21 protein-coding genes and 1 pseudogene are annotated in these 23371 nt (G+C 44.2%); 10 read left to right on the forward strand and 12 right to left on the reverse strand.

The window, feature by feature from the left end:
* Positions 1-69: 69 nt before the first annotated feature.
* The 4 genes from rho to C9I43_RS14100 all read left to right on the forward strand — a co-directional run bounded on the left by rho (position 70) and on the right by C9I43_RS14100 (position 5329).
* Entirely contained in the window at positions 70-1335 is a 1266-nt protein-coding gene (rho, locus tag C9I43_RS14085; protein ID WP_076498808.1) for a transcription termination factor Rho, read from the forward strand.
* 490 nt (positions 1336-1825) lie between these two features.
* Positions 1826-2551: a fumarate reductase cytochrome b subunit gene (locus C9I43_RS14090; RefSeq protein ID WP_107883867.1), complete on the forward strand. Its 726-nt coding sequence runs from the start codon at positions 1826-1828 to the stop codon at positions 2549-2551.
* Positions 2552-2591: 40 nt separating this feature from the next.
* Positions 2592-4598: a fumarate reductase flavoprotein subunit gene (locus tag C9I43_RS14095; RefSeq protein WP_107883869.1), complete on the forward strand. Its 2007-nt coding sequence runs from the start codon at positions 2592-2594 to the stop codon at positions 4596-4598.
* Positions 4598-5329, forward strand: coding sequence for a fumarate reductase iron-sulfur subunit (locus tag C9I43_RS14100; RefSeq protein ID WP_076498815.1), 732 nt, complete (start codon positions 4598-4600; stop codon positions 5327-5329). The genes C9I43_RS14095 and C9I43_RS14100 overlap by 1 nt, the downstream gene beginning before the upstream one ends.
* An 88-nt stretch (positions 5330-5417) precedes the next feature.
* On the opposite strand, the gene C9I43_RS14105 is transcribed toward C9I43_RS14100, so the two are convergent.
* The gene (locus tag C9I43_RS14105; RefSeq protein ID WP_076498817.1) at positions 5418-5984 is read right to left on the reverse strand and encodes a phosphoribosyltransferase; all 567 of its coding nucleotides are present in this window, start codon (positions 5982-5984) and stop codon (positions 5418-5420) included.
* A 354-nt stretch (positions 5985-6338) separates the two neighbouring features.
* Between C9I43_RS14105 and C9I43_RS14110 the strand changes: the two genes are divergently transcribed.
* Positions 6339-6764 (forward strand): CBS domain-containing protein, encoded by a 426-nt coding sequence (locus C9I43_RS14110; RefSeq protein WP_076498820.1) that lies wholly within the window; start codon positions 6339-6341, stop codon positions 6762-6764.
* Between the two features lie 63 nt (positions 6765-6827).
* On the opposite strand, the gene C9I43_RS14115 is transcribed toward C9I43_RS14110, so the two are convergent.
* From C9I43_RS14115 to C9I43_RS14125, 3 genes and pseudogenes are all read right to left on the reverse strand, one after another.
* A complete protein-coding gene (locus tag C9I43_RS14115) occupies positions 6828-8189 on the reverse strand; it encodes an MATE family efflux transporter (protein ID WP_107883871.1) in 1362 nt (453 codons plus the stop codon).
* 340 nt (positions 8190-8529) lie between these two features.
* A pseudogene (gene lgt, locus C9I43_RS14120) lies at positions 8530-9308 on the reverse strand (prolipoprotein diacylglyceryl transferase).
* Positions 9309-9525: 217 nt separating this feature from the next.
* A complete protein-coding gene (locus tag C9I43_RS14125) occupies positions 9526-10011 on the reverse strand; it encodes a cupin domain-containing protein (protein ID WP_076498827.1) in 486 nt (161 codons plus the stop codon).
* Between the two features lie 331 nt (positions 10012-10342).
* On the opposite strand from C9I43_RS14125, the gene C9I43_RS14130 reads away from it, so the two are divergent.
* Positions 10343-11251, forward strand: coding sequence for a GGDEF domain-containing protein (locus C9I43_RS14130; protein ID WP_107883873.1), 909 nt, complete (start codon positions 10343-10345; stop codon positions 11249-11251).
* 133 nt (positions 11252-11384) lie between these two features.
* On the opposite strand, the gene C9I43_RS14135 is transcribed toward C9I43_RS14130, so the two are convergent.
* Positions 11385-13574 (reverse strand): OsmC domain/YcaO domain-containing protein, encoded by a 2190-nt coding sequence (locus C9I43_RS14135; protein WP_107883875.1) that lies wholly within the window; start codon positions 13572-13574, stop codon positions 11385-11387.
* Positions 13575-14082: 508 nt separating this feature from the next.
* Between C9I43_RS14135 and C9I43_RS14140 the strand changes: the two genes are divergently transcribed.
* Complete coding sequence (locus C9I43_RS14140; RefSeq protein WP_107883877.1) at positions 14083-14268, forward strand: DUF6435 family protein; 186 nt, start codon at positions 14083-14085, stop codon at positions 14266-14268.
* A 57-nt stretch (positions 14269-14325) separates the two neighbouring features.
* Here C9I43_RS14140 and C9I43_RS14145 read toward each other — a convergent pair whose 3' ends face one another.
* A complete protein-coding gene (locus C9I43_RS14145; protein ID WP_076498838.1) occupies positions 14326-15492 on the reverse strand; it encodes a methyl-accepting chemotaxis protein in 1167 nt (388 codons plus the stop codon).
* A 489-nt stretch (positions 15493-15981) separates the two neighbouring features.
* Entirely contained in the window at positions 15982-16212 is a 231-nt protein-coding gene (locus C9I43_RS14150; RefSeq protein WP_076498840.1) for a hypothetical protein, read from the reverse strand.
* Positions 16213-16761: 549 nt separating this feature from the next.
* On the opposite strand from C9I43_RS14150, the gene C9I43_RS14155 reads away from it, so the two are divergent.
* Positions 16762-17568 (forward strand): sulfite exporter TauE/SafE family protein, encoded by an 807-nt coding sequence (locus C9I43_RS14155; RefSeq protein WP_107883879.1) that lies wholly within the window; start codon positions 16762-16764, stop codon positions 17566-17568.
* A gap of 153 nt (positions 17569-17721) precedes the next feature.
* On the opposite strand, the gene C9I43_RS14160 is transcribed toward C9I43_RS14155, so the two are convergent.
* Positions 17722-18129 carry a ribosome recycling factor family protein gene (locus C9I43_RS14160; protein WP_076498845.1) on the reverse strand — a complete coding sequence of 136 codons (408 nt, stop codon included), beginning with the start codon at positions 18127-18129 and terminating at the stop codon, positions 17722-17724.
* 206 nt (positions 18130-18335) lie between these two features.
* Between C9I43_RS14160 and C9I43_RS14165 the strand changes: the two genes are divergently transcribed.
* Complete coding sequence (locus C9I43_RS14165) at positions 18336-18581, forward strand: DUF3297 family protein (protein ID WP_076498848.1); 246 nt, start codon at positions 18336-18338, stop codon at positions 18579-18581.
* A gap of 173 nt (positions 18582-18754) precedes the next feature.
* Here the strand turns inward: C9I43_RS14165 and C9I43_RS14170 are convergent, their stop codons facing one another.
* The 4 genes from C9I43_RS14170 to C9I43_RS14185 form a co-directional block, all read right to left on the reverse strand.
* Entirely contained in the window at positions 18755-18946 is a 192-nt protein-coding gene (locus C9I43_RS14170; protein ID WP_107883881.1) for a CsbD family protein, read from the reverse strand.
* A 434-nt stretch (positions 18947-19380) separates the two neighbouring features.
* The gene (locus C9I43_RS14175) at positions 19381-19584 is read right to left on the reverse strand and encodes a hypothetical protein (RefSeq protein ID WP_146157138.1); all 204 of its coding nucleotides are present in this window, start codon (positions 19582-19584) and stop codon (positions 19381-19383) included.
* Positions 19585-19651: 67 nt separating this feature from the next.
* Positions 19652-20701, reverse strand: coding sequence for an NAD(P)-dependent alcohol dehydrogenase (locus C9I43_RS14180; protein WP_107883885.1), 1050 nt, complete (start codon positions 20699-20701; stop codon positions 19652-19654).
* Positions 20702-20716: 15 nt separating this feature from the next.
* Complete coding sequence (locus tag C9I43_RS14185) at positions 20717-21949, reverse strand: MFS transporter (protein ID WP_107883887.1); 1233 nt, start codon at positions 21947-21949, stop codon at positions 20717-20719.
* A 138-nt stretch (positions 21950-22087) separates the two neighbouring features.
* Between C9I43_RS14185 and C9I43_RS14190 the strand changes: the two genes are divergently transcribed.
* Positions 22088-22978, forward strand: a complete 891-nt coding sequence (locus C9I43_RS14190) for a LysR family transcriptional regulator (RefSeq protein ID WP_107883889.1) — start codon at positions 22088-22090, stop codon at positions 22976-22978.
* The last annotated feature ends 393 nt before the right edge of the window (positions 22979-23371 follow it).

Genomic DNA, 23371 nt, shown 5'->3' on the forward strand with positions numbered 1-23371 from the left:
ATCACTATTCTGAATTACATCCTTACTGATTGAGCGGTAAGCTTTGTCGCGTAACACAAGACCCCCAAAATGAACTTAACTGAATTAAAAGACACGCCGATTTCTGACCTAGTCTTACTAGCTGAAAATATGAAGCTCGAAAATATGGCCCGCGCTCGTAAGCAGGACATCATTTTCTCAATCCTTAAAGCCCACGCAAAAAGTGGAGAAGACATTTTCGGCGGCGGAGTATTAGAAATACTCCAAGACGGCTTCGGCTTCTTACGCAGCTCAGACGGTTCTTATTTAGCTGGCCCAGACGACATTTATGTCTCGCCAAGCCAAATTCGCCGCTTTAACATGCGCACGGGTGATACCATTTTTGGTAAAATACGCCCACCAAAAGAAGGCGAGCGTTATTTTGCCCTATTGAAAGTCAACGAAGTTAACTTCGATAAACCTGAAAACTCTCGTAATAAAATCCTCTTTGAAAACTTAACGCCACTCCACGCAGAAGAACGTATGCGTATGGAGCGCGGTAACGGCTCAACAGAAGATATTACGGCACGTATTCTGGATTTATGCTCACCGATTGGTAAAGGTCAACGTGGTTTGATTGTTGCGCCACCAAAAGCTGGTAAAACCCTATTACTTCAAGGTATTGCTCAAAGCATCAGCTACAACAACCCAGAAGTGGTGTTGATGGTATTACTGATTGATGAACGCCCAGAAGAAGTAACTGAGATGCAGCGCCTTGTTAAGGGTGAAGTTATCGCATCAACCTTCGATGAGCCAGCCAGCCGCCACGTTCAAGTTGCCGAAATGGTGATTGAAAAAGCAAAACGCTTGGTTGAACACAAGAAAGACGTAGTTATCTTACTCGACTCTATTACTCGTCTGGCCCGTGCCTATAACACAGTCATCCCATCATCGGGTAAAGTGTTAACTGGTGGTGTCGATGCTAACGCCCTACACCGTCCAAAACGCTTCTTTGGTGCAGCACGTAACATCGAACACGGCGGCAGCTTGACCATTATCGCTACTGCGTTGGTCGATACGGGTTCGAAGATGGACGAAGTGATCTACGAAGAATTTAAAGGTACAGGTAACCAAGAGCTACATTTGTCACGTAAAGCGGCAGAAAAGCGTGTGTTCCCAGCCATTGATTTCAATCGCAGCGGTACGCGTCGTGAAGAAAAACTGACGACGCAAGATGAACTGCAAAAAATGTGGATCCTGCGTAAGATTTTACATCCTATGGATGAAGTCAGCGCAATGGAATTCTTAATCGACAAATTGGCGATGACCAAGACTAACGAAGAATTCTTCACTGCGATGAAACGCTCTAAGTCTTAGGCTCGCACTAAAGCTTAGTTCGAAGCATCAATCTAAAAGCCGCATAATGCGGCTTTTTTGTTAGCTACGCTTTTCACTCCAAAATTTTCACTCCAAAAATTTATTGAACTCCCCCACAATGGCTTGATTAATATCTCACTTAAATCTCACTCAATCATTGCCAAAACTTGATCTCCCCACCAAGGTGCTACTCGCAGCACCGCATATAACATAAACAATATACGGCACGGCAATTGCTGCCATATGATTAGCATCAAAAAACGAATTAACTGTTTCATTTATAGATATAACACACTGAAATACATTGGTTAACTTGTCTTACCTTTGTTTGTTTTTAACGTTGCTTTTGTGATCATCTTCTAAGAGTTGCACTCTGTCTGGTGAGTTAGCTCACGCTTTAAATCTGTGCTGCTGACCACTGATTTACGTTACTGCTATCGTGTAAGTTGCCAAGCAGTGCCCAACGATAAATGACATAGGTGGAACCAAAATGACTGATGTGACTCGAGTTAAGAAAAAGGTGAGTTCGCCACTGAGTCACCCATGGTCAGCAAAGGCTGATTGGCTACAAAGTGCCACGGGAATTCTGCTCGGTTTGTTTTTACTGCTGCACATGCATTTTGAATCTAGCATCTTGCTCGGCAAAGAAGCGTTTTATCAAGTAGTGCAATTACTTGAAGGCGGAATATTTAGCAGCTCTGGACATGGCTTTCCTATCGTTACACAAGTGTTTTCAGTATTCATGTTACTGGTGGTGATGCTGCATGCTGCGCTAGCGTTACGGCGTTTTCCTACACAATTAGGCCAATGGCGCGCCCTACGCACGCATATGCACAATATCCATCATAGGGATACTCACGCATGGTTTTGGCAGCTAGTAACAGGCTTTATCTTATTTTTCCTTATACCTGCGCACCTATTTACGATGATATTAAATCCCGAAATTGGCCCGCATTTATCGGCCGAACGGGTGTATCACGATAATGCTTGGCTACTGTATGCCCTACTGCTACCTGCGGTTGTGATACACGCCATGATTGGTTTGTATCGCGTCGCGCTGAAATGGGGTTTATCTAGCCGACGCGCGGCCCTAGGTAACGTCGCTAAAATATTGATTATCTACCTATTATGCCTGGGTGCTGCCAGCCTGATTACCTATGTATTTATTGGCAGTGAACTTGGCACACCAATCCAACCCTTTGTACCGAAACAATAATTAAGCTGGCAATAACAACAGATCCCATTAAGGAGCAGGCGTGAAACTGATTTATACCGATTCATTAGTGGTAGGAGCTGGACTGGCGGGGTTAAGGGTGGCCATCGCTTCAAAAGAGCGTGGACTTGATACCTTAGTACTATCGCTCATCCCTGCTAAACGCTCTCACTCTGCAGCCGCTCAAGGTGGTATGCAGGCAAGCTTAGGTAATACCGTTAAAGGTATGGGTGATGATGAGGATGTGCATTTTCAAGATACGGTAAAAGGCTCTGACTGGGGCTGCGATCAAGATGTCGCGCGCATGTTTGCCCATTGTGCGCCTAAAGCCGTGCGCGAGTTAGCTAATTGGGGCGTACCTTGGTCGAGGGTGAGTGCAGGACCAAGACAAGTAATTGTTAACGCACAAAAAGTGACCTTGCAGGAGGCACAACAAGCCCATGGGCTGATTAATGCCCGTGACTTTGGCGGCACAAAAAAATGGCGCACTTGCTACACGGCTGATGGTACGGGCCATTCGCTGTTATACGCTATGGATAACAAAGCGATTGCTATGGATATTCCCGTGCATGAGCGCATCGAAGCGCTGGCACTTATTCATGATGGCAAACGTTGCCATGGCGTGATTGCCCGCTGCTTAATTACTGGCGAACTGAGAGCCTATGTCGCTAAATCGACCACTATCGCTACGGGCGGATATGGTCGTATTTATGAGGTCTCGACCAACGCGATAATCTGCGAAGGCGTTGGCCAAGCATTAGCCTTAGAAACTGGCGTAGCAAAACTTGGCAATATGGAAGCAGTGCAATTTCACCCCACAGCTATCGTTCCTGTGGGCATTTTAACCACTGAAGGTTGCCGCGGTGATGGTGGATTACTGCGCGATAAAGACGGCTATCGCTTTATGCCCGACTATGAGCCTGATAAAAAGGAATTGGCATCGCGGGATGTGGTATCGCGCCGTATGACTGAACATATACGTAAAGGTAAAGGGGTTGATAGTCCTTACGGCGCGCATTTGTGGCTGGATATTACCCTGCTAGGTCGCAAACATATTGAAACCAATCTGAGGGAAGTGCAGGAAATCTGCGAAAACTTTTTAGGCATCGATCCCGCTAAAGATTGGATCCCCGTGCGCCCAACCCAGCATTATTCTATGGGGGGTATTAGAACCAATGCCACCGGTGAAAGCCCACAGCTTAAAGGCTTATTCAGCGTCGGCGAAGCAGCGTGTTGGGACATGCATGGTTTTAACCGATTAGGCGGTAACTCACTGGCTGAAACCGTGGTTGGCGGTATGATTATCGGTAAATATGTCGCCGATTTTTGTGAGAACAATAGCCTAGAAATTGACACTCTATTTGTCGAGCAATTTATGCAGCAAGTACAGAGTGAAATCGATGTGTTGATCGAAGGCGATGGTATTGAAAGTGCCTTTACGCTCAAACACGAAATGCAGCGCATCATGATGGATTATGTCGGTATTTTCCGTAATGGCCCTGAGCTTGATAAAGCCGTCGCTGAGCTTAAAGTGTTGCTCGAGCGTTCGCGCAAACTTGGGCTCAAGTGTAAGAAACGTCATGCTAATCCTGAACTAGTCGAAGCCCTGCGGGTCAAGCGCATGCTAAAAGTGGCATTAACTGTAGCTTGCGGCGCCGCCGCGCGAACCGAGAGTCGTGGTGCCCACGCCCGTGAAGACTTTCCGCAGCGAAATGACCGCGATTGGCTAAATCGCACCTTAGCCAGTTGGCCCGATCCCGATGCGCTCGAACCTGTGCTCAATTACGAAGCGCTTGATGTGATGAAGATGGAACTACCACCGGGTTATCGTGGCTATGGCATTAACAACGCTATAGCCCATCCCGATACCGCAAAGCGTGAACAGCAAATTACTGAGATTTTAGCTGAGCTAGGCGATGATGCCGACCGTTATCAACGCCAGCGCGCCATTATGCCCTTTGAGTTACCAGAAAGTTTACAACCCAATAATGAGCGGCTGAGTGATACGTTAACCAGGCCGTCCGCCAATGCGTTAGGAGAAAAATCATAATGAGCCAAGGTCGCCAGCTCAGCTTTAATATCTTTCGTTATGATCCGCAGGAGCCAGACGATAAGCCCAAAATGATCCGATATCAGCTTACTGAAACGCCGGGGATGACAGTATTTATCGCCCTCAATAAACTTAGGGAAGAACAAGATACCTCGCTGCAGTTTGATTTTGTCTGCCGAGCAGGTATTTGTGGCAGTTGCGCTATGGTGATTAACGGTTTTCCGACGTTAGCTTGCCGTACCTTAACCGCCAAATATCCTAAGGGCGACATCACCTTAATGCCACTGCCAGGCTTTGAGTTGATTGGTGACCTATCGGTGAATACCGGTAAGTTTATGCGTGAATTAGCTGAGCGTTTAAAGTTGTGGTTACACCCTAAGGCTAATGATAGCGATGTGCATCGCCTTGAGGACCCAATGGACCCAGTTGAAGCTGCACGTCTGTACGAGCTAGAGCGCTGTGTTGAGTGTGGCGTATGTGTTTCGGCTTGCGCGACCAAACAAATGCGTGACACCTTTGTTGGCGCCGTAGGTATGATGAAAATCGCCCGTTTTGAAATGGATAGTCGCGACGCTCGCACCGCAGAAGATTTTTACCACGTGATTGGTAATCAGGATGGGGTATTTGGTTGCATGACTTTGCTCGGTTGCCAAGATAACTGTCCTAAGGATTTACCGCATATGCAGCAAATCGCTTACCTACGGCGCAAAATGGCCATGACATTAATTTAGCCCGCTTTATCAATCATAAAAAAAGCGCCAATAAGTTTGGCGCTTTTTGTCAAAACTCGTCCTAAATATCAGCTTTGCTGTAAACGACCTATTTAAATAGATGCTGGATATTTTTTAAATCACCCTTACCTTCGGCAATTTCTTCAGGCGTTAGCCCCGTCACTTCATGTGGAAACACCAACCAGTCCTCAGAAGCGTGGATGTAATAATCAGGCTTTAAAGGTACAGCGGTATTTTTAGGTTTGTAATATGGGCAAGCGATACGGATATCTGTTGGCATATTTAGGCGCATAAGTTGGCCTAATTTTTCTTTTAATGCGTGGATGCTACGGCCAGAGTCAAATACATCATCAACAATCAATAAACCGTCGCTCGCGTTAGCGTTTTCAACGATGTAATGCAGGCCATGGACTTTAATTTCTTTGTTTTGTTTGTCGGTGCCAATTCCATAATAGGAAGAAGTACGCACGGCAATATGATCGGTTTCGACTTGTTTAAAATCAAAAAACTCCTGCACCGCGATCCCGATTGGAGCGCCGCCACGCCAAATACCCACGATAAACTGCGGCCGAAAGCCACTCTCATAGACCTGCGAAGCTAATAAAAATGAATCTTCTAACAGTTGTTGGGCGGTTACAAAATACTTTTCTGACATGACACAGTCCCCATCACATTGATTTTATTTTTAGGTCGTTAAAGCAAAAGCTTGTAACCCTGTAAGGTCTGTTCGGCGGGTAATTAATCCCAAAACAGCTTTGCCTTAGCAAGTGTAGGCAGCCACCGAATTTGGGAGCGAATTTTATACCAAAAAAATATGATGTGCTGCAGTAATAATGAGAACTAGCCCGAGAATAGGCATTTATTTTGTATTTTTAAGCCCAAGATAACAAAAAAACTCACCGAACTTGTACCGCGCTACCACAGCCCACACCTAAGCTGCTACCATCGGCTTAGGTTAACGTAAGGCATTAAACGCATCCCCGAAAACCGTAAAAAAGGAATTTATACCATGAAAGTCAGCGATATTATGAGTCACCAAGTCATCTGTATTAGCGATGGCGCCAGTTTGAAAGATGCCCATCATCTGATGCAAACCCGTGGTGTACGCCACTTACCGGTAATTTCTGAAATCGATGGCACCCTCGTTGGTGTACTAACCCATAAAAAGATGATCGCCAGTGTAATGTCGATGCTAAACAAATACGGCCAAGGTGCGCTTGACCGTAAAGAGCGTTACACACCGATTGATACCGTGATGGATAAAGACTGCCAGCATCTGACCGCCGATGAGCCTTTAACTGTGGTAGTGGAATATTTTATCGAGAATAAACTAGGCTGCTTACCCGTTGTTGATGCCGATAAAAAGGTACTAGGTATCGTCACCTCATCGGACTTTATTAAACTGTGCCGCACTTTATTACAGCAAAAAAACTAACATTATTATCAAGAATGCGCAGCCGATGTGTGCTGCGCTATCATTGAGTGCACTCAAAAATCGCTAAAGCGAATTCACACTAGGAATGCGATTAAAACGCTGCCAACGACCGGAGCGCCAGCGATATACCATAATCAAACCACGCACCCATTCATCGGCGGCCACGGCAAGCCAAGCGGCAAGTACGCCATAGCCTAAGTGAAGGCCAAATAACCATGCCAATAAAACCCCAATACCCCACATACTCAAGAGCCCAACCCGCACCGGAAACGCCACATCACCGGCACCTTTTAATGCCGAGATAATCACTAAATTAAATACCCGTCCAGTTTCAAGCGCGATAGAGCCGGCCAGTAATAACGCCGTTAATTGGATGACTTCCTCATTGTCACTCAACCAACCAATAATAGTGAATCGCTGCCAATAAAAAATTAACACTATGGCTAACGAAGTGATAAAACCCACCAAACAGTAACGCTGCACCCGCGTGGTGATTTCATCAAACCATTGTTTACCAACATAGTACCCAGTCTGAATTTGCGTCGCTTGCCCAAGTGCCACCGCAAAACAATAGATAAATCGGCTAATGTTCAACCCATAGGTGTAAGCCGTAAGCGATAAAGTACCCATCTGGCTGATAAAATAGATGATGGTCATCTGCGCGACATTGTAAGACAGCATCTCACCAGCATTAAGTAAGCCAATACGCATCACGCTCCAATAAGTGCTGCGCGGTAATAATTTAAGGCGACGCAGTGGCAGCGGGATTTTTTTATAACGGATCACCAGTAACATAATCACAGCGCCGATAATCTGGCTGGTCACTGTAGATATGGCTACCCCAGTCACGCCATAAACAGGTAAATCAAAGGGAGAATACAGGGCAATATAGTTACCGATGACGTTCATCAAACCTGTACTTGACGTCACTAACATGGCTGAGCGAGTAAAACCGTAACTTCTTAAAATTGCAGCAAAAGCAATGTTCATCACTAGGCCAATACTCAAGCTGCCGCAAATCACTAAATAGTCATAGCCAAAACCTGCTACATCGTGTTCCAGCGCAAACAGGCCGATAATCCCCTTAGCGCCGAAGAACATTGACGAGCCCATAATCAGCGCAAGTAACAAACTCAATGCAATACTTGCCACCCCAATATCGACAGCCTGCTGCGACTGACCTGCACCGTTATTTTGGCTAATTAAAATACTAGCACCCGTGCTGACCATCATCGACATGACCATCATGAAGAACATCAGCTGAGTCGTGAGCCCCACCGCCGCTACCGCGTTATCGGAATAATGGCTGAGCATAAAAATGTCGCTAATCCCAAGCAGCGATTGCAACAAGGTCTCGACAAAAATCGGCCAAGTTAGGGCAACGATGCTCATGCGCTGCTGCAATGTTTTGGGTGTTTTAGCCACGAAGAATTCCTGCAAATAGAGAACGAATAGCGAGTGTGAGCGCTAGGTCAATGAATCTATCTAAACAGTATATTGGCAAGGCGACTGAGCAAAATACTGAAAGATACTTTCATGAAAAGCCATAAACCATAATAAAACATTGAATAAAGGCGAAAAAATAAGCTAAAACGCCCTTACCCTCAATTTTACTGGTAATTTTATTACAATATTATGCGCCACTCAATTGGCAAAGTGACCAATGTCGTAAAAACGTTAGACAACTCTCAATGATGTGCATTTATCAATAAAAAAAGGCTCTCTATTGAGATAGAAAGCCTTTTCAGCACATCAATATTAGGACTTAAGCGCGCTTATTTCGATACGCCAAAAACAACAAGACGATGCCTACAGCGAGGAAAGGTAGGCTGAGTAATTGGCCCGCGCTTAAGAGTGTTTCAGAGTAAGCCGCTTGGCTGACTTTAATTGACTCAATCGCAATACGCGCACTAAATACCGACACTAGGAACAGGCCAAAAATAGCCCCGTGCCGTTGTTTAATTTGAGTATATTGATACAGAACATACAGACCAATAAAGATAGCTAAATACGCAAACGCCTCATAGAGCTGCGCCGGATGCCTTGGTAACATATCAACACGGGCAAAGATAATGCCCCAAGGTTGAGTCGTTGGGTCGCCTAAAATCTCTGAGTTGGCAAAGTTTGCCATCCGCACAAAAAAACCAAAAATGGCGGTGGCAATCGCCAGTCTATCCAACAAAAATAAGAAGGGTAGCTTCACGTTACGTTGGTAATAATACAGCGCCAGAATCGCGCCTAGCCCACCACCGTGACTCGCCAACCCCCTTCCCAAATCGCTAGAATTTTCAGTGGGTGGGCAAAGTAATAATCCGGATCGTAAAAAATACAATGGGCCAAACGGGCACCGACGATAATGCCGACAACACAATAAATGAGTAAATTATCGAGTGACTCAACATCGAGATTTTCTTGAATATAAATTCGCTTCATCACCTGAAAACCTGCGGTGATAGCGACAGCAAATAACACGCCATACCAATGTATTTTGAGCCCCATAAACGAGACTAATACAGGATCGAGTTGCCACACTAAGTGTTCCAAATTCAATTACTCCATAACACTGGGTACATGAGCTACGCCAAAAAATATGTTTTACGTGGTTAATACCGATTAAACAAGGTCTGTCGTGCAGAACACTTTACATCGAGTACAATTGCTTAAAATTAAGGCATTTCCAGTGCGATTGGCGCCACTAAATACCAAATCCGCCATCGATATCGCATTGCGTTATCGGCTAATCCAGCAGAGGTTAATAAAATTAAACCTCGGTTTGTTTTCGGCTTAATCGTTGGATAATTTCACTATGCTGCGGATATTGCTCTAACAGTGATTCTTGGCTAAATAACTCAAAATCGTCGAAGGTAAAACCTGGCGATACCATGCAGCCCACTAATGAAAAGCCTGCATGATTCAAAGCTGAGCCAAAAATACAGCCCTTAGGTACTAAAAATTGTGGCCGCTCACCGGCTGCTAAATCGAGCCCTAACTGCGCAGTGGTTAATACTCCTTCAGGATCAATCATATAAATCGTTAGGGATTGTCCAGCTTGGAAATACCACATCTCATCAGCAGTCAAGCGGTGAAAATGGGAAACCTCATCTGTGCGCAACAAAAAATAAATGCTGCTCCATAACGCCCGAGTTGAGTCAAATGACGTCTCAGAGCGGTAAGAAGATCGATAATAACCACCTTCAACATGCTGCTCTAGTGCTAAATGTTCAATAAAATCATCGGCGGTTTGCATAGTAAGAATACCTGTATCAGTCAATTGGCTTCGAAATTCAAGCCTGTGAGTGTACTCGAAAAACCGTCACTCTCTAAGTGTGCTGATAGCATTTTATGATTTAGGCCACTACGACAATATGATTAATACAGACTTAATGCAGACTTAATGCAGACTTAATCAGCATGGCTACGATTTCATTTGCTAACATAAACAGTAAGATAAAAGTGCCTGCCGTGACTAAAAATCACTAAATTAATCTGCATTAATAAGATTTATTTGTCGCTAACGCTGATGACAACTAAGATACACACACTGCTGGATAAGCTGAGTTTCCACAGGGAACCTATAAATGATCAACATTGAACAGATGGCTTTAGTACTTGATGCATTGCCAGATCCTACTTTTGTATTATCAAAAAGTGGAAAATATATCGCCGTATTTGGCGGTAAAGATGGGCGTTATTATCATGATGGTAGCGGCTTAATCGGCTTGTATCTTGCTGATGTGTTAAAAACTGACAAACTCAATTACTTTTTAACGACGATCGAGATGGCATTAAGCAGCCATAAATTGTTGATTGAAGAATATGAACTCAGTAGTAAAGATGTCAAAGGCTTACCCGATAACGGGCCAGAACACCCCATTTGGTTTGAAGGTCGAATTCAAGCGCTGGATTTTCTTGTTGATAACGAGCCCGTTGTACTTTGGGTCGCCAGTAATATCTCACAACGGCACGAACTTGAAATCCAACTACGCCAGTTTAGCGATACAGATCAACTGACCGGATTATTTAACCGCCGCAGATTAGAGCAAGATTTAACCGAACAATTTGAGACCTATCAGCACAATCATACTTCGGCCTCCATTTTGGTCCTCGATCTCGATCATTTAAAAGCCATTAACGACAATTTAGGCCACCATATCGGTGATCAAGTAATTATTGCAGTGGCTGACACCTGCCGAAAACAGCTAACAGCAATAGATAATGCCTATCGTTTTGGCGGCGATGAGTTTGTTATTACCCTTCCTGGGCAACAACTGGAACAAGCTTTAGCCTTTGCAGAACATCTCTGCCAATGTTTATACATTGAATTGCAAAAACATATCGTTGATGGGGTATTTGCAACGATGAGCATAGGTGTGGCGAGTATCCATCCGCGCGATAAATCCTATGAAGAAACATTAAAACGCGCCGACGCCGCGCTCTATCAGGCCAAACGTAGCGGCAAAAACCAAGTGATAGCAAAACATATTTAAATACTGCCTGCTCATACCCACGATAAAACGTTAATATTTACGATAAAAAATAGAATTATGCTGAATAAAAAAGCGAGCCATAAGGCTCGCGATTAAAGTGGTTCAATTACATCAAGCTATTAAATTAACATTATCACTTCGTTTCAGCAGCGGCTTTACGGGCTTGATGCAATTTTTTATAGCTTTCAATTAATCTTAAATGCGGCTCAATCCCCTCAAGCTGCATGCTAGTCTTCGTTAGACCGTAAAAACGCACTTTACCTGTGACTGAACCAACAACATTCTCCATCACTTCGACGCCAAACATGCGGTTGAAGTTGTGCATAAAGTCATCCAGCACTAACTCGTCATCTAAGGTGATTTCAAGCACAGCATTAACTGCTTGATAAAACAAAACACGCTTCACAGTGTTGTCGTTAAATTGCAGGAACTCACCGACCAACTCTATTGCATCCTCATGTGCGCCTAATGCCAAATAAATCAAAATCTTAAGCTCAATGATCGTTAGCTTACCCCACACAGTATTTTCATCAAATACAATGCCAATCAGAGTGCGGATATCCGTGTAATTATCGAGCTGGCTTTCTTCTAAGCGATTGACCAAGTTGACTAACTGCTTTGTGCTCAACGAGTGTAGATTTAAAATATCTTCACGATAGATAAGTGACTTATTGGTGTTGTCCCAAATCAAATCATCAACCGGATAAACCTCAGAGTAATCAGGTACTAAAATTCGGCATGCCGATGCACCTAAAGAGGTAAATTCAGCAATATACACCTCTTTACCTAGCGTTTCTAAAATACCAAATAGGCCGCTGGCTTCTTGCTCGGTTGTGCCAGAGAAATCCCATTCACAGAATTCATAATCGAATTTACTGCTAAAGAAACGCCATGAAATCACCCCTGTTGAATCAATAAAATGCTCAACAAAGTTTTCAGGCTCACTCACGGCCATGCTATTAAAGGTCGGCTTTGGCACATCGTTTAAACCTTCGAAACTACGGCCTTGCAGTAATTCAGTTAAGCTACGCTCTAATGCCACTTCAAAGCTTGGGTGCGCGCCAAAGGAGGCAAACACGCCACCCGTTTTCGGGTTCATCAAGGTTACGCACATCACGGGGAATTGACCGCCGAGTGAAGCGTCTTTGATCACCACAGGGAAACCTTGTTCTTCTAAGCCCTTGATACCGGCAAGAATGCTTGGATACTTTTCCAATACCTGCATAGGTACATCTGGCAGTACAATTTCTTGCTCGATGATTTGACGCTTCACCGCGCGCTCAAAAATTTCTGACAAACACTGCACATGCGCTTCTTGTAAGTTATTACCCGCACTCATGCCGTTACTTAAAAATAAGTTTTCAATCAGGTTCGAGGGGAAGTAAACCGTTTCACCATCGGATTTGCGCGTATAAGGAATGGCACAAATACCGCGAGCTTTGTTACCTGAGTTGGTATCAATCAAGTGCGAGCCACATAGCTCATCGTCTGGGTTATAAATCTCTAAACAATAGTCATCTAACATACCCGCTGGCAGGGCATCGTCTTCTTCTAACGCAAACCACTTTTCATTGGGATAATGCACAAATTCGCTATTGGCGATTTCAGTCCCAAAGAATTGATCATTATAGAAAAAGTTGTTATTTAAACGTTCAATAAACTCACCGAGCGCCGAGCACAGCGCGCTTTCTTTAGTCGCACCTTTACCGTTGGTAAAACACATTGGCGAAGCGGCGTCACGAATATGCAGTGACCAAACATTGGGTACGATATTGCGCCATGAGGAGATTTCAATCTTCATCCCAAGGTCAGCCAGCATACTCGTCATATTGGCAATCGTTTGCTCTAGCGGTAAATCTTTACCCAAAATAAAGGTGCTAGAGGCATCCAACGGCTGCCCCATCAACATCGCATTGGCATCTGCATCGAGGTTTTCAACGGTTTCAATCTTAAATTCTGGCCCAGTTTGTACCACTTTTTTAACGGTACAACGGTCAATTGAGCGCAAAATACCTTCGCGATCTTTAGCCGAAATATCATCGGGTAGCTCAACCTGAATTTGAAAAATCTGGTTGTAGCGATCTTCTGGATCGACAATATTATTTTGCGACAGCCTGATATTATCCGTTGGAATATCGCGAGCTTTGCAATAGACCTTCACAAAATAGGCCGCGCAAAGTGCTGATGATGCTAAAAAATAATCGAACGGACTAGGGGCAGAACCGTCACCTTTATAGCGGATCGGTTGATCGGCGGTAACGGTAAAATCATCAAACTTGGCTTCAAGTCTAAGATTGTCGAGAAAATTAACTTTGATTTCCATTGAATATGATTTCCACTAAATAGGCGAGTCTGTAGCCGCCCAGTTACCAAGGCACGTCATTGGTAATGAGTCGTTAGGGGGGAATTATCGGTGTTTTTAGCCCATTAGTCTTGGGTTAATTATGTTAACAACGACAATGTTGGCATTTGTAGCGCAAGTTATGTTTTTAGTCAGCACCTTAGTAAACCAAAAAACGCGCAACAACGTATCATACCAATCGTATTAACTATCTGTTCATTCAGCGGGAGTTCAACGCGCTTTAGACAAGGCGAAGGATTGAAGACATAGTGGTGCTCTGTCGAAAGCCTTAAACGCAGTATAAAGCGCGTTGAAACCCGCCCTTCGGGAGCCTCACAGGCATCTCACTCCTGTGTTGCATTGACTTAAAAGGGAATAACCATTTCTGCATCAATGCGCCTCGGATTGAAATACCTGTGAGGCTCTGAACTGATTAGATAGTTAATGTGATTGGTATTACACATAACTAATCAACTGAGTAGAAATTACGATGTTTTCAATATTTAAATCGAACCCGTTAAAAAAGCTCAACCAGCGTTATGCCGTCAAACTTGAGCAAGCTATGCACGCACAAAGAAAAGGCGACATTAGAGCTTATTCAATGCTAACAGCTGAAGCGGAGCAAATTGAAAATCAAATAAAGGCAGTAGAGTTAACTAATAAATCAGGCAGTTAATACCACCTGATTATTATAGTTACCTTAAACCACGGCTCAGTATCTGATAGGTTGTAATTACTGGGTTTTAAACATACCGAGTTGCACGACTATTTTTTCTGTTACTTGGCTCAAATGTTGGCCCTGCTGCTCAAGCTCAGCGCAGTCATTTGCATTAGAGCTTGAGAGTTCTTTTAATACCTCAATTTCTTTTGCGACATGGCCAACAAGTTGATTAATATATTGAATATCAACATTATCATTTTTATTGCCCTGCCCGATAAGCGTTAATATCCCATTGATATTCTCACAGGCTAACGCTAATTCTGACTGACTTGCGGTGGTGTAATCCGACAGCGAAGTGATAGCAATTGATTGCGATCGCATTTGTTCACCGGCATCCAGCACAGCCTCAGTGATGCCAGCAATAATTTGGTTAATCTCATCAAGACTGGCTTGGGTCGATTTAGCCAGATTTCTCACTTCGTCGGCAACCACGGCAAAACCGCGTCCATGCTCACCCGCTCTGGCTGCTTCAATCGCCGCGTTTAAAGCCAGTAAGTTAGTTTGATCAGCGAGATTGTCGATAACTGACACTACGGTTTCAATTGATTTTGTCTGTTCCGATAAGGCATTAAACTTATTTTGCAGCCTATCATTACTCTCAATATATGAGCCTAAATCGGTCACCATTCGGCCCATAGTGTGGTTAGAACGCAGTAAACCCGCTTGGGTTTTTTCAACCTGTGTACGGGTTTCTTCGGCTTTAGATTGTAACGTAATCGACGTTCTATCGAGGTTTTCAACTTGATCGGTTAAAAAGCTGACCCGATTATCTTGCTGCTGAATTCTGCGCGAAATATTTTGAGTCTTAGCTTTAAGTTGAATAGAAATCTCGTCGGAGGCGCTGGCTTGCTGCTGAATATCAATCAGCGCTTTTTTCACATTCTCCCGAAAGGCGTTAATCACGCTCAATACTTTGCCCATCTCACTGTTGTATTGGCTATTAACTTCACAGGGAACCGACAGATCTTTTCTTTCAAAATGTTTCATATAAAGAGTGACATTTTTCAGTGAATCTACCCCCCAAAACTTTTCATCAATGTCATGGATAATTAAAAAAGCCACCACAATAAACTGGATAATCTGTGAGAATAAGGTATCAGTAAAAAATGCCGCATTAATAAAAAGTGCAATGGCGCCTAACCAGTGGATAAACCTCATTCGAATAAAGAGTGAACGCATGTAATTTGCCGCCTGTTAATTAAAAGTGAATGAATTAAGCTGAATATCAAAATTTAGGCTTACAATCTGAGCACACCCTGTTAAAAAGATCCCTTGTCATCATCGCTCATAAAGAGATAACTATTTATGAGTAGATTTACGGCCTATTTTTTTATAAAAAATACTCATCAGAAAAATAGCGCATCTCGCATATTCTTTAAGTAAACCGTAGCGTTACGTAAAGAATCGCGTGCACCTTATTATACCTTTTTGCTCCCTGATGTTGCACTACAGCCCAACCGTTATGGAATGAATGGTGAGTTTAAACGAGGTGATGCCAGTAATAAAATCAATGGAATAACAGGTATTATCAGCCACTTATAATCAACTAAATTATTTACAAAAAATAATCAGCATAGTTAACTTCTGGATGAAAACTCAAAAGAGATTTAGGTGTAAAAAAACCTAACGCCTCACCAAACTGACCATAAATCGAATAGTTTATACAAGCTAATCATGGTGCTCGGTTTCACGAATAACGAGCAGATATGTGAGATACATTTTTGTTGGCAATGACAGCACCATACCCAAAGCGACACATGCCGCACTAATCATTATGCCCTTAACACCCATTGCATCAATCGTTTCACTATAGTTATGTAAATAAATACCAAGTAATATCAGGCAAATGCCTATAGTGATGCAGATTTTTAAGATGAAAATTAACTTTTTATCCGTCATGGTTAGCACCTTAACTAGCAGAATAATCGACTCACAGATGAGCCAATAGATCCCTTTGGTTTGCTCATAAACTGGCTATCACCATAACGGTATCACAAATGTACAGTGCGCTATATTAAGATACGCTAAAGCTAAACGGCTATTGCGTTGCACAATATTGACAGCGGATAATCCAAAGGCGTCCGATTAACCCTTGTACCATTAGGTAAATAAACACACATAATGCGGGTGAGTGAAATTGAACAGCTTGGTTGTCACATTACAGCATTGAATACCTTACTGGCACCTCTTGCCGAGTTGCCCCCCAAAGAGGTATATCGCATATTTTGAAATCTTCGGAACATCAATCACATCCTTTTAAGTAAGCAAGCTGATAACATAAACAAGGCTTATCACATCAAATTAATAACAACTTTATTGAGTCGTATTATTAAAATTATAACTAATTGATAGGCTTTTGATGACGACAAATGAATAATAGAGTCACATCTCGACGGAAAATAGTCATAGCGACTGCATCACAAAAAATAAACACATTAAGGTAGAAAAATGGAAATTGAATGGGTGTTGGCGTTTGTATCCTTAGGGCTTTTTGCCGGCTTTATGGCGGGGCTACTCGGCATTGGCGGCGGCGGGATTATGGTTCCTATACTTACCAGCATATTTTTGGCGCAAGGCATAGCGCCGCAATATGTGGTGCATTTAGCACTGGGTACCTCAATGACATCGATTGTGATGACGTCAATATCGAGTACGCGGGCGCACCATGCTAGAGGCGGTGTGTTATGGCCCATCGTTAAAGCCATGGCGCCGGGCGTAGTGCTTGGCACCTTTTCGGCGACATTTTTAGCCGCGCGTATCAGCTCATTATATCTCGCCATCTTTTTTGCCCTCTTTATGGGTTACGTTGCGCTGAATATGCTGCGCCCCAAAAAAGCGGTTATCGTCCAGAAAAAAGATATTAGTAACACAGAACTGCTCGCCGTTGGCGGCGGTATTGGTGCGATATCGGCATTAGTGTCAATTGGTGGCGGCTCGCTAACTGTGCCCTATTTAAACTCGCGAAATATCGAGTTAAAACGAGCCATTGGCACCTCTGCGGCGGTAGGTTTGCCTATTTCAGCAGCTGGAGCAATAGGTTACTTAATCAATAGCCAACCCCAACTAGAGTTACCTTTTGCAGTTGGTATGGTTTATCTGCCTGGTGTAATTTTGATTTCTATCGCCAGCTTTTTAACTGCACCACTGGGCGCTAAACTCGCACATAAATTGCCGGTCGCTATTTTGAAAAAGGTGTTTGCCGTATTGCTTATCTTACTGAGCGTCAAAATGATGTTGTCGGTAATATACGCCTAACTTTGGTTTAGGCGGGGTTTAGCGGAGAGGTTTAGACGGAGGGTTACGCGGTGATGTGGCTTAGGTGAGGGTTTGACCTAAAGCCTGAGCGAGTGCAATAAATACGCAAAATATTAGCCGCGTGCTACTAAGTCTTGCCGAATCAATAGCCGACTACCAAGAGTCGGCGTTAAAGCGTGCCAATCTGGCTTCTGTGATAGTGCATTGAGTCAACTGCATTAATTCACCCAAGGTGATTGCAGGGTTTTCAGTGATCAGTCGAATGAGCTTAGCCGCTAATGGCTCAAGTTTATCGGTATGTTGCAGCAGCGCCGTTGTCAGCTTTTGGATAAGGTAGCCAAACGCCCGCTCTGCTGTTTGGTTTGTTAATTGCTCAGCTTGTAGATGGGCGGTGCAGGATTGAATGTTAATCGCGCCGCCTACAATGCACCAATTCCTTGAACGACGAACGCGCTTAAGCTCGCAATCATATTGTTTGGCTATCGCTTGGGCTTGTTTAACTGTATCGCGCCCAATTCGATGAATAAGCGAAGGCAGCAAAATAGTAATATTGTCGGTCATGGAAGTATCGGCAAAGCCTGCTCGCTAAAAACAATGCGCCAAAGTGTAGCCTGCCGTTAGCGGTTCTGAAACTAAAGAAAATAATCCCCCCTCACACTATGACTAACACGGTTTATTTCGTGCAGTTAACGTCTTGAGCATCACGCTGCTATTGCCTACAATAGCGCACGCATTTTTTTCACGATAGATAACGACAGACCACGACTATGAACGACACAACTGCACAACCGACTTTACCCGATCGCCTTTCTGTTAACCCACGTAGCCCACATCATGTGGCTGAAATTTTCGAGTACGAAATTGGGATTAAGCTCAACGGCAAAGAACGTTTTGATGTCGAAGAATATTGCATAAGTGAAGGCTGGGTAAAAATCCCAACAAAATCATTAGATCGTCGCGGCCAACCGCTAACCATGACAGTAAAAGGCACAGTTGAAGCGTTTTATCGCTAATACAAGTGTTATTACTGTTGATGTAGTGGCTAAAACATTAGATCACGGTTCTCAGGTTTCTCCAGCATTTTGGGCAGTCACATGTCACATGTAACGAGGGATTGGAGATATTAGGCGGGATTGATGAGGGGCCAAATAAAAGCCCCTCGTTTTATAAACTTACAATGACATAATTATAAGTGTGACTTTTCAAACTCTTTTTTCGCTTCATCTTTAGCCATGCCATACTTTTCTTGCATCTTGCCTTGAAACTTTTCGAGATTACCATCAATTTCAAGTAAATCGTCGTCAGTTAATTTACCCCAATTCGCTTTAAGCGTACCCGAAACCTGTTTCCACTTACCTTGCACTATATCGTTATTCATAATGTTGATTCCTTGGTTAGTTAGAAAAATGCTAATGTTACCTTGTACTAAACATTTACACCTAAAAACTAATCAAGTCCCATGCCAAAACGTAAACCACAGATTTATATGTGAAAATTTTGGCAACGCAAAAATGTAAACCTATTTCACGGTAATGGTTACATACAGGCGGGTAATTGTTTCAAATAGTCATTTGGCAATGATTAGTGCTGCTCGTCATTAGTCATAATAATGTCATCTAACAACCAGCCACTTTGATTGCAATGGTTTTTATTGAGCCCATTTGATAACAGAAATATAAACTCACTAATATTATTTACTTTAGATCCTCACCGGCAGTGCTTATACAAAAAACCGTGGTGAGATGGTTTCAATGTCGTTAAACGGGTAGAAGTTCATAAACTTTATATTGCTGGTCAGCGTTGGGTGAGTGGTTAACTGTGGTGACGAGCTTGCTGGCGTATATTCGCCCCGTGGCGTGCGATAAAAATGCGGATTTTTACAGCACTCTTTACAGCACTCTTTACTTCACTCTTTTTTGCAATCGGCATAGCCATAGACTCATTGTGTTGACTTGCTGACGCAAAGGTCGCAGCAGATGCGACCTCGATGCCAACCATTAACAGCCATAAAACCATGGGCATCCGCACAGCCAGAACGCTTAAACATCGCATACCCATAATTCACATTCAGGTTAAGGTTCAGCTAGCGCGCTAACGTGGCGTTGTCGATAACAAACCGATACTTCACATCGCCCTTCAGCATGCGCTCGTAGGCGGTGTTAATCTCGTCGGCGCGGATCAGTTCAATATCCGACACTATGTTGTGCGCAGCACAAAAATCGAGCATCTCTTGGGTTTCACGGATCCCACCTATCATTGAACCCGCAAGGCTGCGGCGTTTCATGATCAGATTAAACGCATTGGGCGAAGGATGATTTGTTGCTGGCGCGCCAACTAAGGTCATAGTGCCGTCGCGTTTTAATAGGCTTAAAAAAGCGTCCAGAACATGGGGAGCTGCAACGGTATTCACAATCAAATCTAAACTCTGCAGATGCTTGGCCATTTCATCGGCATTTTTAGAAACCACCACTTCGTCAGCACCCAAGGCTTTGGCTGCATCACGTTTAGATTCTGAAGTGGTAAACGCCACAACATGAGCCCCCATCGCATGGGCAAGCTTAATTCCCATGTGACCAAGGCCACCAATGCCAACAATACCGACTTTTTTACCCGGTCCCGCATGCCAATGGCGCAGCGGAGAATAGGTGGTGATACCCGCACACAGAAGCGGAGCCACTGCCGCTAATTGCGCTTGCGGATGACTGATACGCAGCACATAACGTTCATCAACCACGATTTGCTCCGCGTAGCCACCGAGCGTATGCCCAGGCGCGTCATGGGTTAGGCCGTTATAAGTACCCACCATGTGATCGCAGTAATTTTCTTGATCATCACTACATTCATGGCAGTGCTTACAGCTATCAACGATGCAACCCACGCCAACCAAGTCACCGACTTTAAATTTTGAGACATGCCCGCCCACGGCGGTTACTCGCCCCACAATCTCATGCCCGGGGACGCAGGGATATAAGGTCCCCGCCCATTCCGAACGTACCTGATGGAGATCAGAGTGACAAACGCCGCAGTAGTCGATACTTATCTGCACGTCATCCTCACCGGGTGGGCGCCGTGTAATCGTCATAGGTTCAAGCGGTAAATGGCTGGCATGAGCGCCAAAGGCATTAATGGTCATAGTAAAAGTCCTTAATTATTGAGTATGAAGCAGTGGCGCTAGCTCTGAACGTTGGGTCCAATAAGCCAATAAAGCTGCCGCTACCAACAAGGTTGCACTCAGCAAAAATGTGCTGTGGTAACCATTAAAATCAAATAGTACACCGCCTAAGGTTGAGCCCAGCCCGATAGCCAATTGGATAACCGCCACCATTAAGCCGCCACCCACTTCGGAGTCTTCCGGCATAGTTCGCGCAAGCCAAGTCCACCATGCAACGGGCGCCGCAGTGGCAACGCCACCCCACAATACAAGCAGCGTTGTTACGGTAATACTGCTATCGCTAAACAGGATTAACGCTAAAGCAATTACCGCCATCACCAACGGAATAAAAATTAACGTACGGTAGAGATTGTTTTTCAAAAATAAACTGACTACAAGCGTCCCCATAAAACCCGCAACGCCCATCATCAGCAAAATTAACGATAAGCTATTGCTCTCTACATGGATAGTGGTTTCCAAAAACGGACGCACATAGGTAAACAGCGCAAACTGCCCCATAAACAACAACACAATTGCTAACATACCCAATCGAACCAAAGGTTTGTTTAACAGGGAAAAGACATTCGCTGAGCCAACAACACGTTTTTCTGGTTTCATCGTAGGCAAACTAAACCACATCCACACAAAGGCGATCAGTGCGGCGGGTACTAAACCGAAAAAGGCGCCTCGCCAACCGATATGCGCGCCAAGGTAACTGCCCAGCGGGGCTGCAATCACCATAGCCAGCGCATTACCACCATTGAATATTGCCAAGGCTTTAGGGATCTTTTCCGTTGGCACAAGACGAATTGCCGATGCGCCAGACAAAGACCAAAACCCACCAATCACAACGCCAATTAAGCAGCGGCCCAGCATATAAATTGAGTAGTTAGGCGCATAAGCAATCACAATGCCCGATACCAGCATTAACGAGGTAAGCCCAAGTAGAAGTGACCTGCGATCCGTATCTTTAGCAATTGACGCAATACTAAGGCTGGTTAACACGGCAAAAAAACCCGATATTGCAATGCCCTGTCCGACCAATCCTTCGCTGACACTCAAATCAGTGGCAATCGGTGTCAGTAAACTAACAGGCATAAATTCTGAGGCGACCAAGGCAAACACGCATAACGACATCGCCAGTACGCCACTCCAATTTGCCGTTTGTTGTTGATTTGCCTTTTGAATGGCACAGCGTGATTCTGACGTTTCGCATAGCTGAGTGGTCATTACATACCTATCAATGGTTAAAGTTAAATCTGATTGACTTTGTAGTCGCTATTGTTTCAAATGCACTGGAACCTTACTAGCTAATGAATGCTTATAGAGCTTATTAGCTCAGCTAATTAAACTGGTGTAGAAAACAGTATGATGAAACGGAATCTGAACGATCTTTTATGCTTCGTCACCGTCGCTCGTGAAGGCAGTTTTACCCGAGCCGCCGCCTTGCTCGGTGTCACCCAATCGGCGCTGAGCCAAGCGATCAGTGGTTTAGAAACCCGACTTGAAATCAGGCTGTTAACGCGCACCACTCGCAGCGTATCGGCGACAGAGGCAGGCGAACGCCTGTTAAATGCGATAGGTAATCGATTTGATGAAATTGAATCCGAGCTGGATGCATTAACAGCCATGCGTGACAAACCCGCCGGAACAGTCAGGATCACCTGCGGTGATTTCGTGCTGCGAACCTTACTACTGCCAAAACTGTCGCCGCTACTGCACAATTATCCCGATATCAAAGTAGAATTCGATGTAAATTATGGCTTTAGGGACATAGTGGCGGATCGTTTCGATGCTGGCATCCGCCTAGGCGATACCATAGATAAGGACATGATCGCGATCCCTATCGGCCCGCATCAAACAATGGCAGCCGTGGCGACCCCCACTTATTTTGCACAGCATCCCATCCCCCAACACCCGCAGGATCTTATCGAGCATAACTGCATTAACATTCGCTTCCCGACCCACGGAGGTTTGTATGTATGGGAGTTTGAAAAAGACGGCAAGCAATTGAATGTGCATGTGGACGGCCAACTTATCTTTAATGCATCGCACCATATCGTCGATGCAGCATTGCAAGGCAACGGTATCGCATACCTACCAGAAGCAGAGTTTGAACCCCATATCAAAGCAGGGCGTTTGGTAAAAGTGCTTGAAGACTGGAGCCTATCTTTTGCCGGCTATTACCTGTATTACCCCAGTCGCCGCCAACCCTCCCCCGCTTTTACCTTAGTCGCCGACGCGCTGCGTTTACGCTGAGATTTCCCGCTTCTACAAGTGGTAAATCACAACAGCAAGAACGGTCACTAACATGACCGCTTAGCTTTTGTGTATCTCAACTAAGGACTAATAAGAGTAAAGAGAAGAGATAAAGCTTAAACGACAATTAAGCAAAATATTACTGCACCATTTTTATCTGAGTTCTGAATTAAGCACTGTCATTCCAGTGACTCGCAGCAAGTACGTCCCTGTATGCTCGAACGTGGCATCCCTGCCACGGACGGTCACTTACATGACAGCACTTAATCTTGTTTAACTTCTGTGTATATCTGCGAGCTCGCAAGATCAAAGATAAGAGCCTAAATTACTGCTTTCCTAGCTATCACTATCAGTAATTAAGCACTGTCATTCCAGTGACTCGGTGAATAGAAA

Source organism: Shewanella morhuae (assembly GCF_003028295.1).
GTDB classification, from domain to species: domain Bacteria; phylum Pseudomonadota; class Gammaproteobacteria; order Enterobacterales; family Shewanellaceae; genus Shewanella; species Shewanella morhuae.

Excerpts from the sequence above, each read along its gene's own strand:
- rho (WP_076498808.1), top strand. The coding sequence starts at position 70 with ATGAACTTAACTGAATTAAAAGACACGCCGATTTCTGACCTAGTCTTA.
- C9I43_RS14090 (WP_107883867.1), top strand. The coding sequence starts at position 1,826 with ATGACTGATGTGACTCGAGTTAAGAAAAAGGTGAGTTCGCCACTGAGT.
- C9I43_RS14100 (WP_076498815.1), top strand. The coding sequence starts at position 4,598 with ATGAGCCAAGGTCGCCAGCTCAGCTTTAATATCTTTCGTTATGATCCG.
- C9I43_RS14105 (WP_076498817.1), bottom strand. The coding sequence starts at position 5,984 with ATGTCAGAAAAGTATTTTGTAACCGCCCAACAACTGTTAGAAGATTCA.
- C9I43_RS14110 (WP_076498820.1), top strand. The coding sequence starts at position 6,339 with ATGAAAGTCAGCGATATTATGAGTCACCAAGTCATCTGTATTAGCGAT.
- C9I43_RS14125 (WP_076498827.1), bottom strand. The coding sequence starts at position 10,011 with ATGCAAACCGCCGATGATTTTATTGAACATTTAGCACTAGAGCAGCAT.
- C9I43_RS14130 (WP_107883873.1), top strand. The coding sequence starts at position 10,343 with ATGATCAACATTGAACAGATGGCTTTAGTACTTGATGCATTGCCAGAT.
- C9I43_RS14135 (WP_107883875.1), bottom strand. The coding sequence starts at position 13,574 with ATGGAAATCAAAGTTAATTTTCTCGACAATCTTAGACTTGAAGCCAAG.
- C9I43_RS14140 (WP_107883877.1), top strand. The coding sequence starts at position 14,083 with ATGTTTTCAATATTTAAATCGAACCCGTTAAAAAAGCTCAACCAGCGT.
- C9I43_RS14145 (WP_076498838.1), bottom strand. The coding sequence starts at position 15,492 with ATGCGTTCACTCTTTATTCGAATGAGGTTTATCCACTGGTTAGGCGCC.
- C9I43_RS14150 (WP_076498840.1), bottom strand. The coding sequence starts at position 16,212 with ATGACGGATAAAAAGTTAATTTTCATCTTAAAAATCTGCATCACTATA.
- C9I43_RS14155 (WP_107883879.1), top strand. The coding sequence starts at position 16,762 with ATGGAAATTGAATGGGTGTTGGCGTTTGTATCCTTAGGGCTTTTTGCC.
- C9I43_RS14160 (WP_076498845.1), bottom strand. The coding sequence starts at position 18,129 with ATGACCGACAATATTACTATTTTGCTGCCTTCGCTTATTCATCGAATT.
- C9I43_RS14165 (WP_076498848.1), top strand. The coding sequence starts at position 18,336 with ATGAACGACACAACTGCACAACCGACTTTACCCGATCGCCTTTCTGTT.
- C9I43_RS14170 (WP_107883881.1), bottom strand. The coding sequence starts at position 18,946 with ATGAATAACGATATAGTGCAAGGTAAGTGGAAACAGGTTTCGGGTACG.
- C9I43_RS14175 (WP_146157138.1), bottom strand. The coding sequence starts at position 19,584 with ATGGTTTTATGGCTGTTAATGGTTGGCATCGAGGTCGCATCTGCTGCG.
- C9I43_RS14180 (WP_107883885.1), bottom strand. The coding sequence starts at position 20,701 with ATGACCATTAATGCCTTTGGCGCTCATGCCAGCCATTTACCGCTTGAA.
- C9I43_RS14185 (WP_107883887.1), bottom strand. The coding sequence starts at position 21,949 with ATGACCACTCAGCTATGCGAAACGTCAGAATCACGCTGTGCCATTCAA.
- C9I43_RS14190 (WP_107883889.1), top strand. The coding sequence starts at position 22,088 with ATGATGAAACGGAATCTGAACGATCTTTTATGCTTCGTCACCGTCGCT.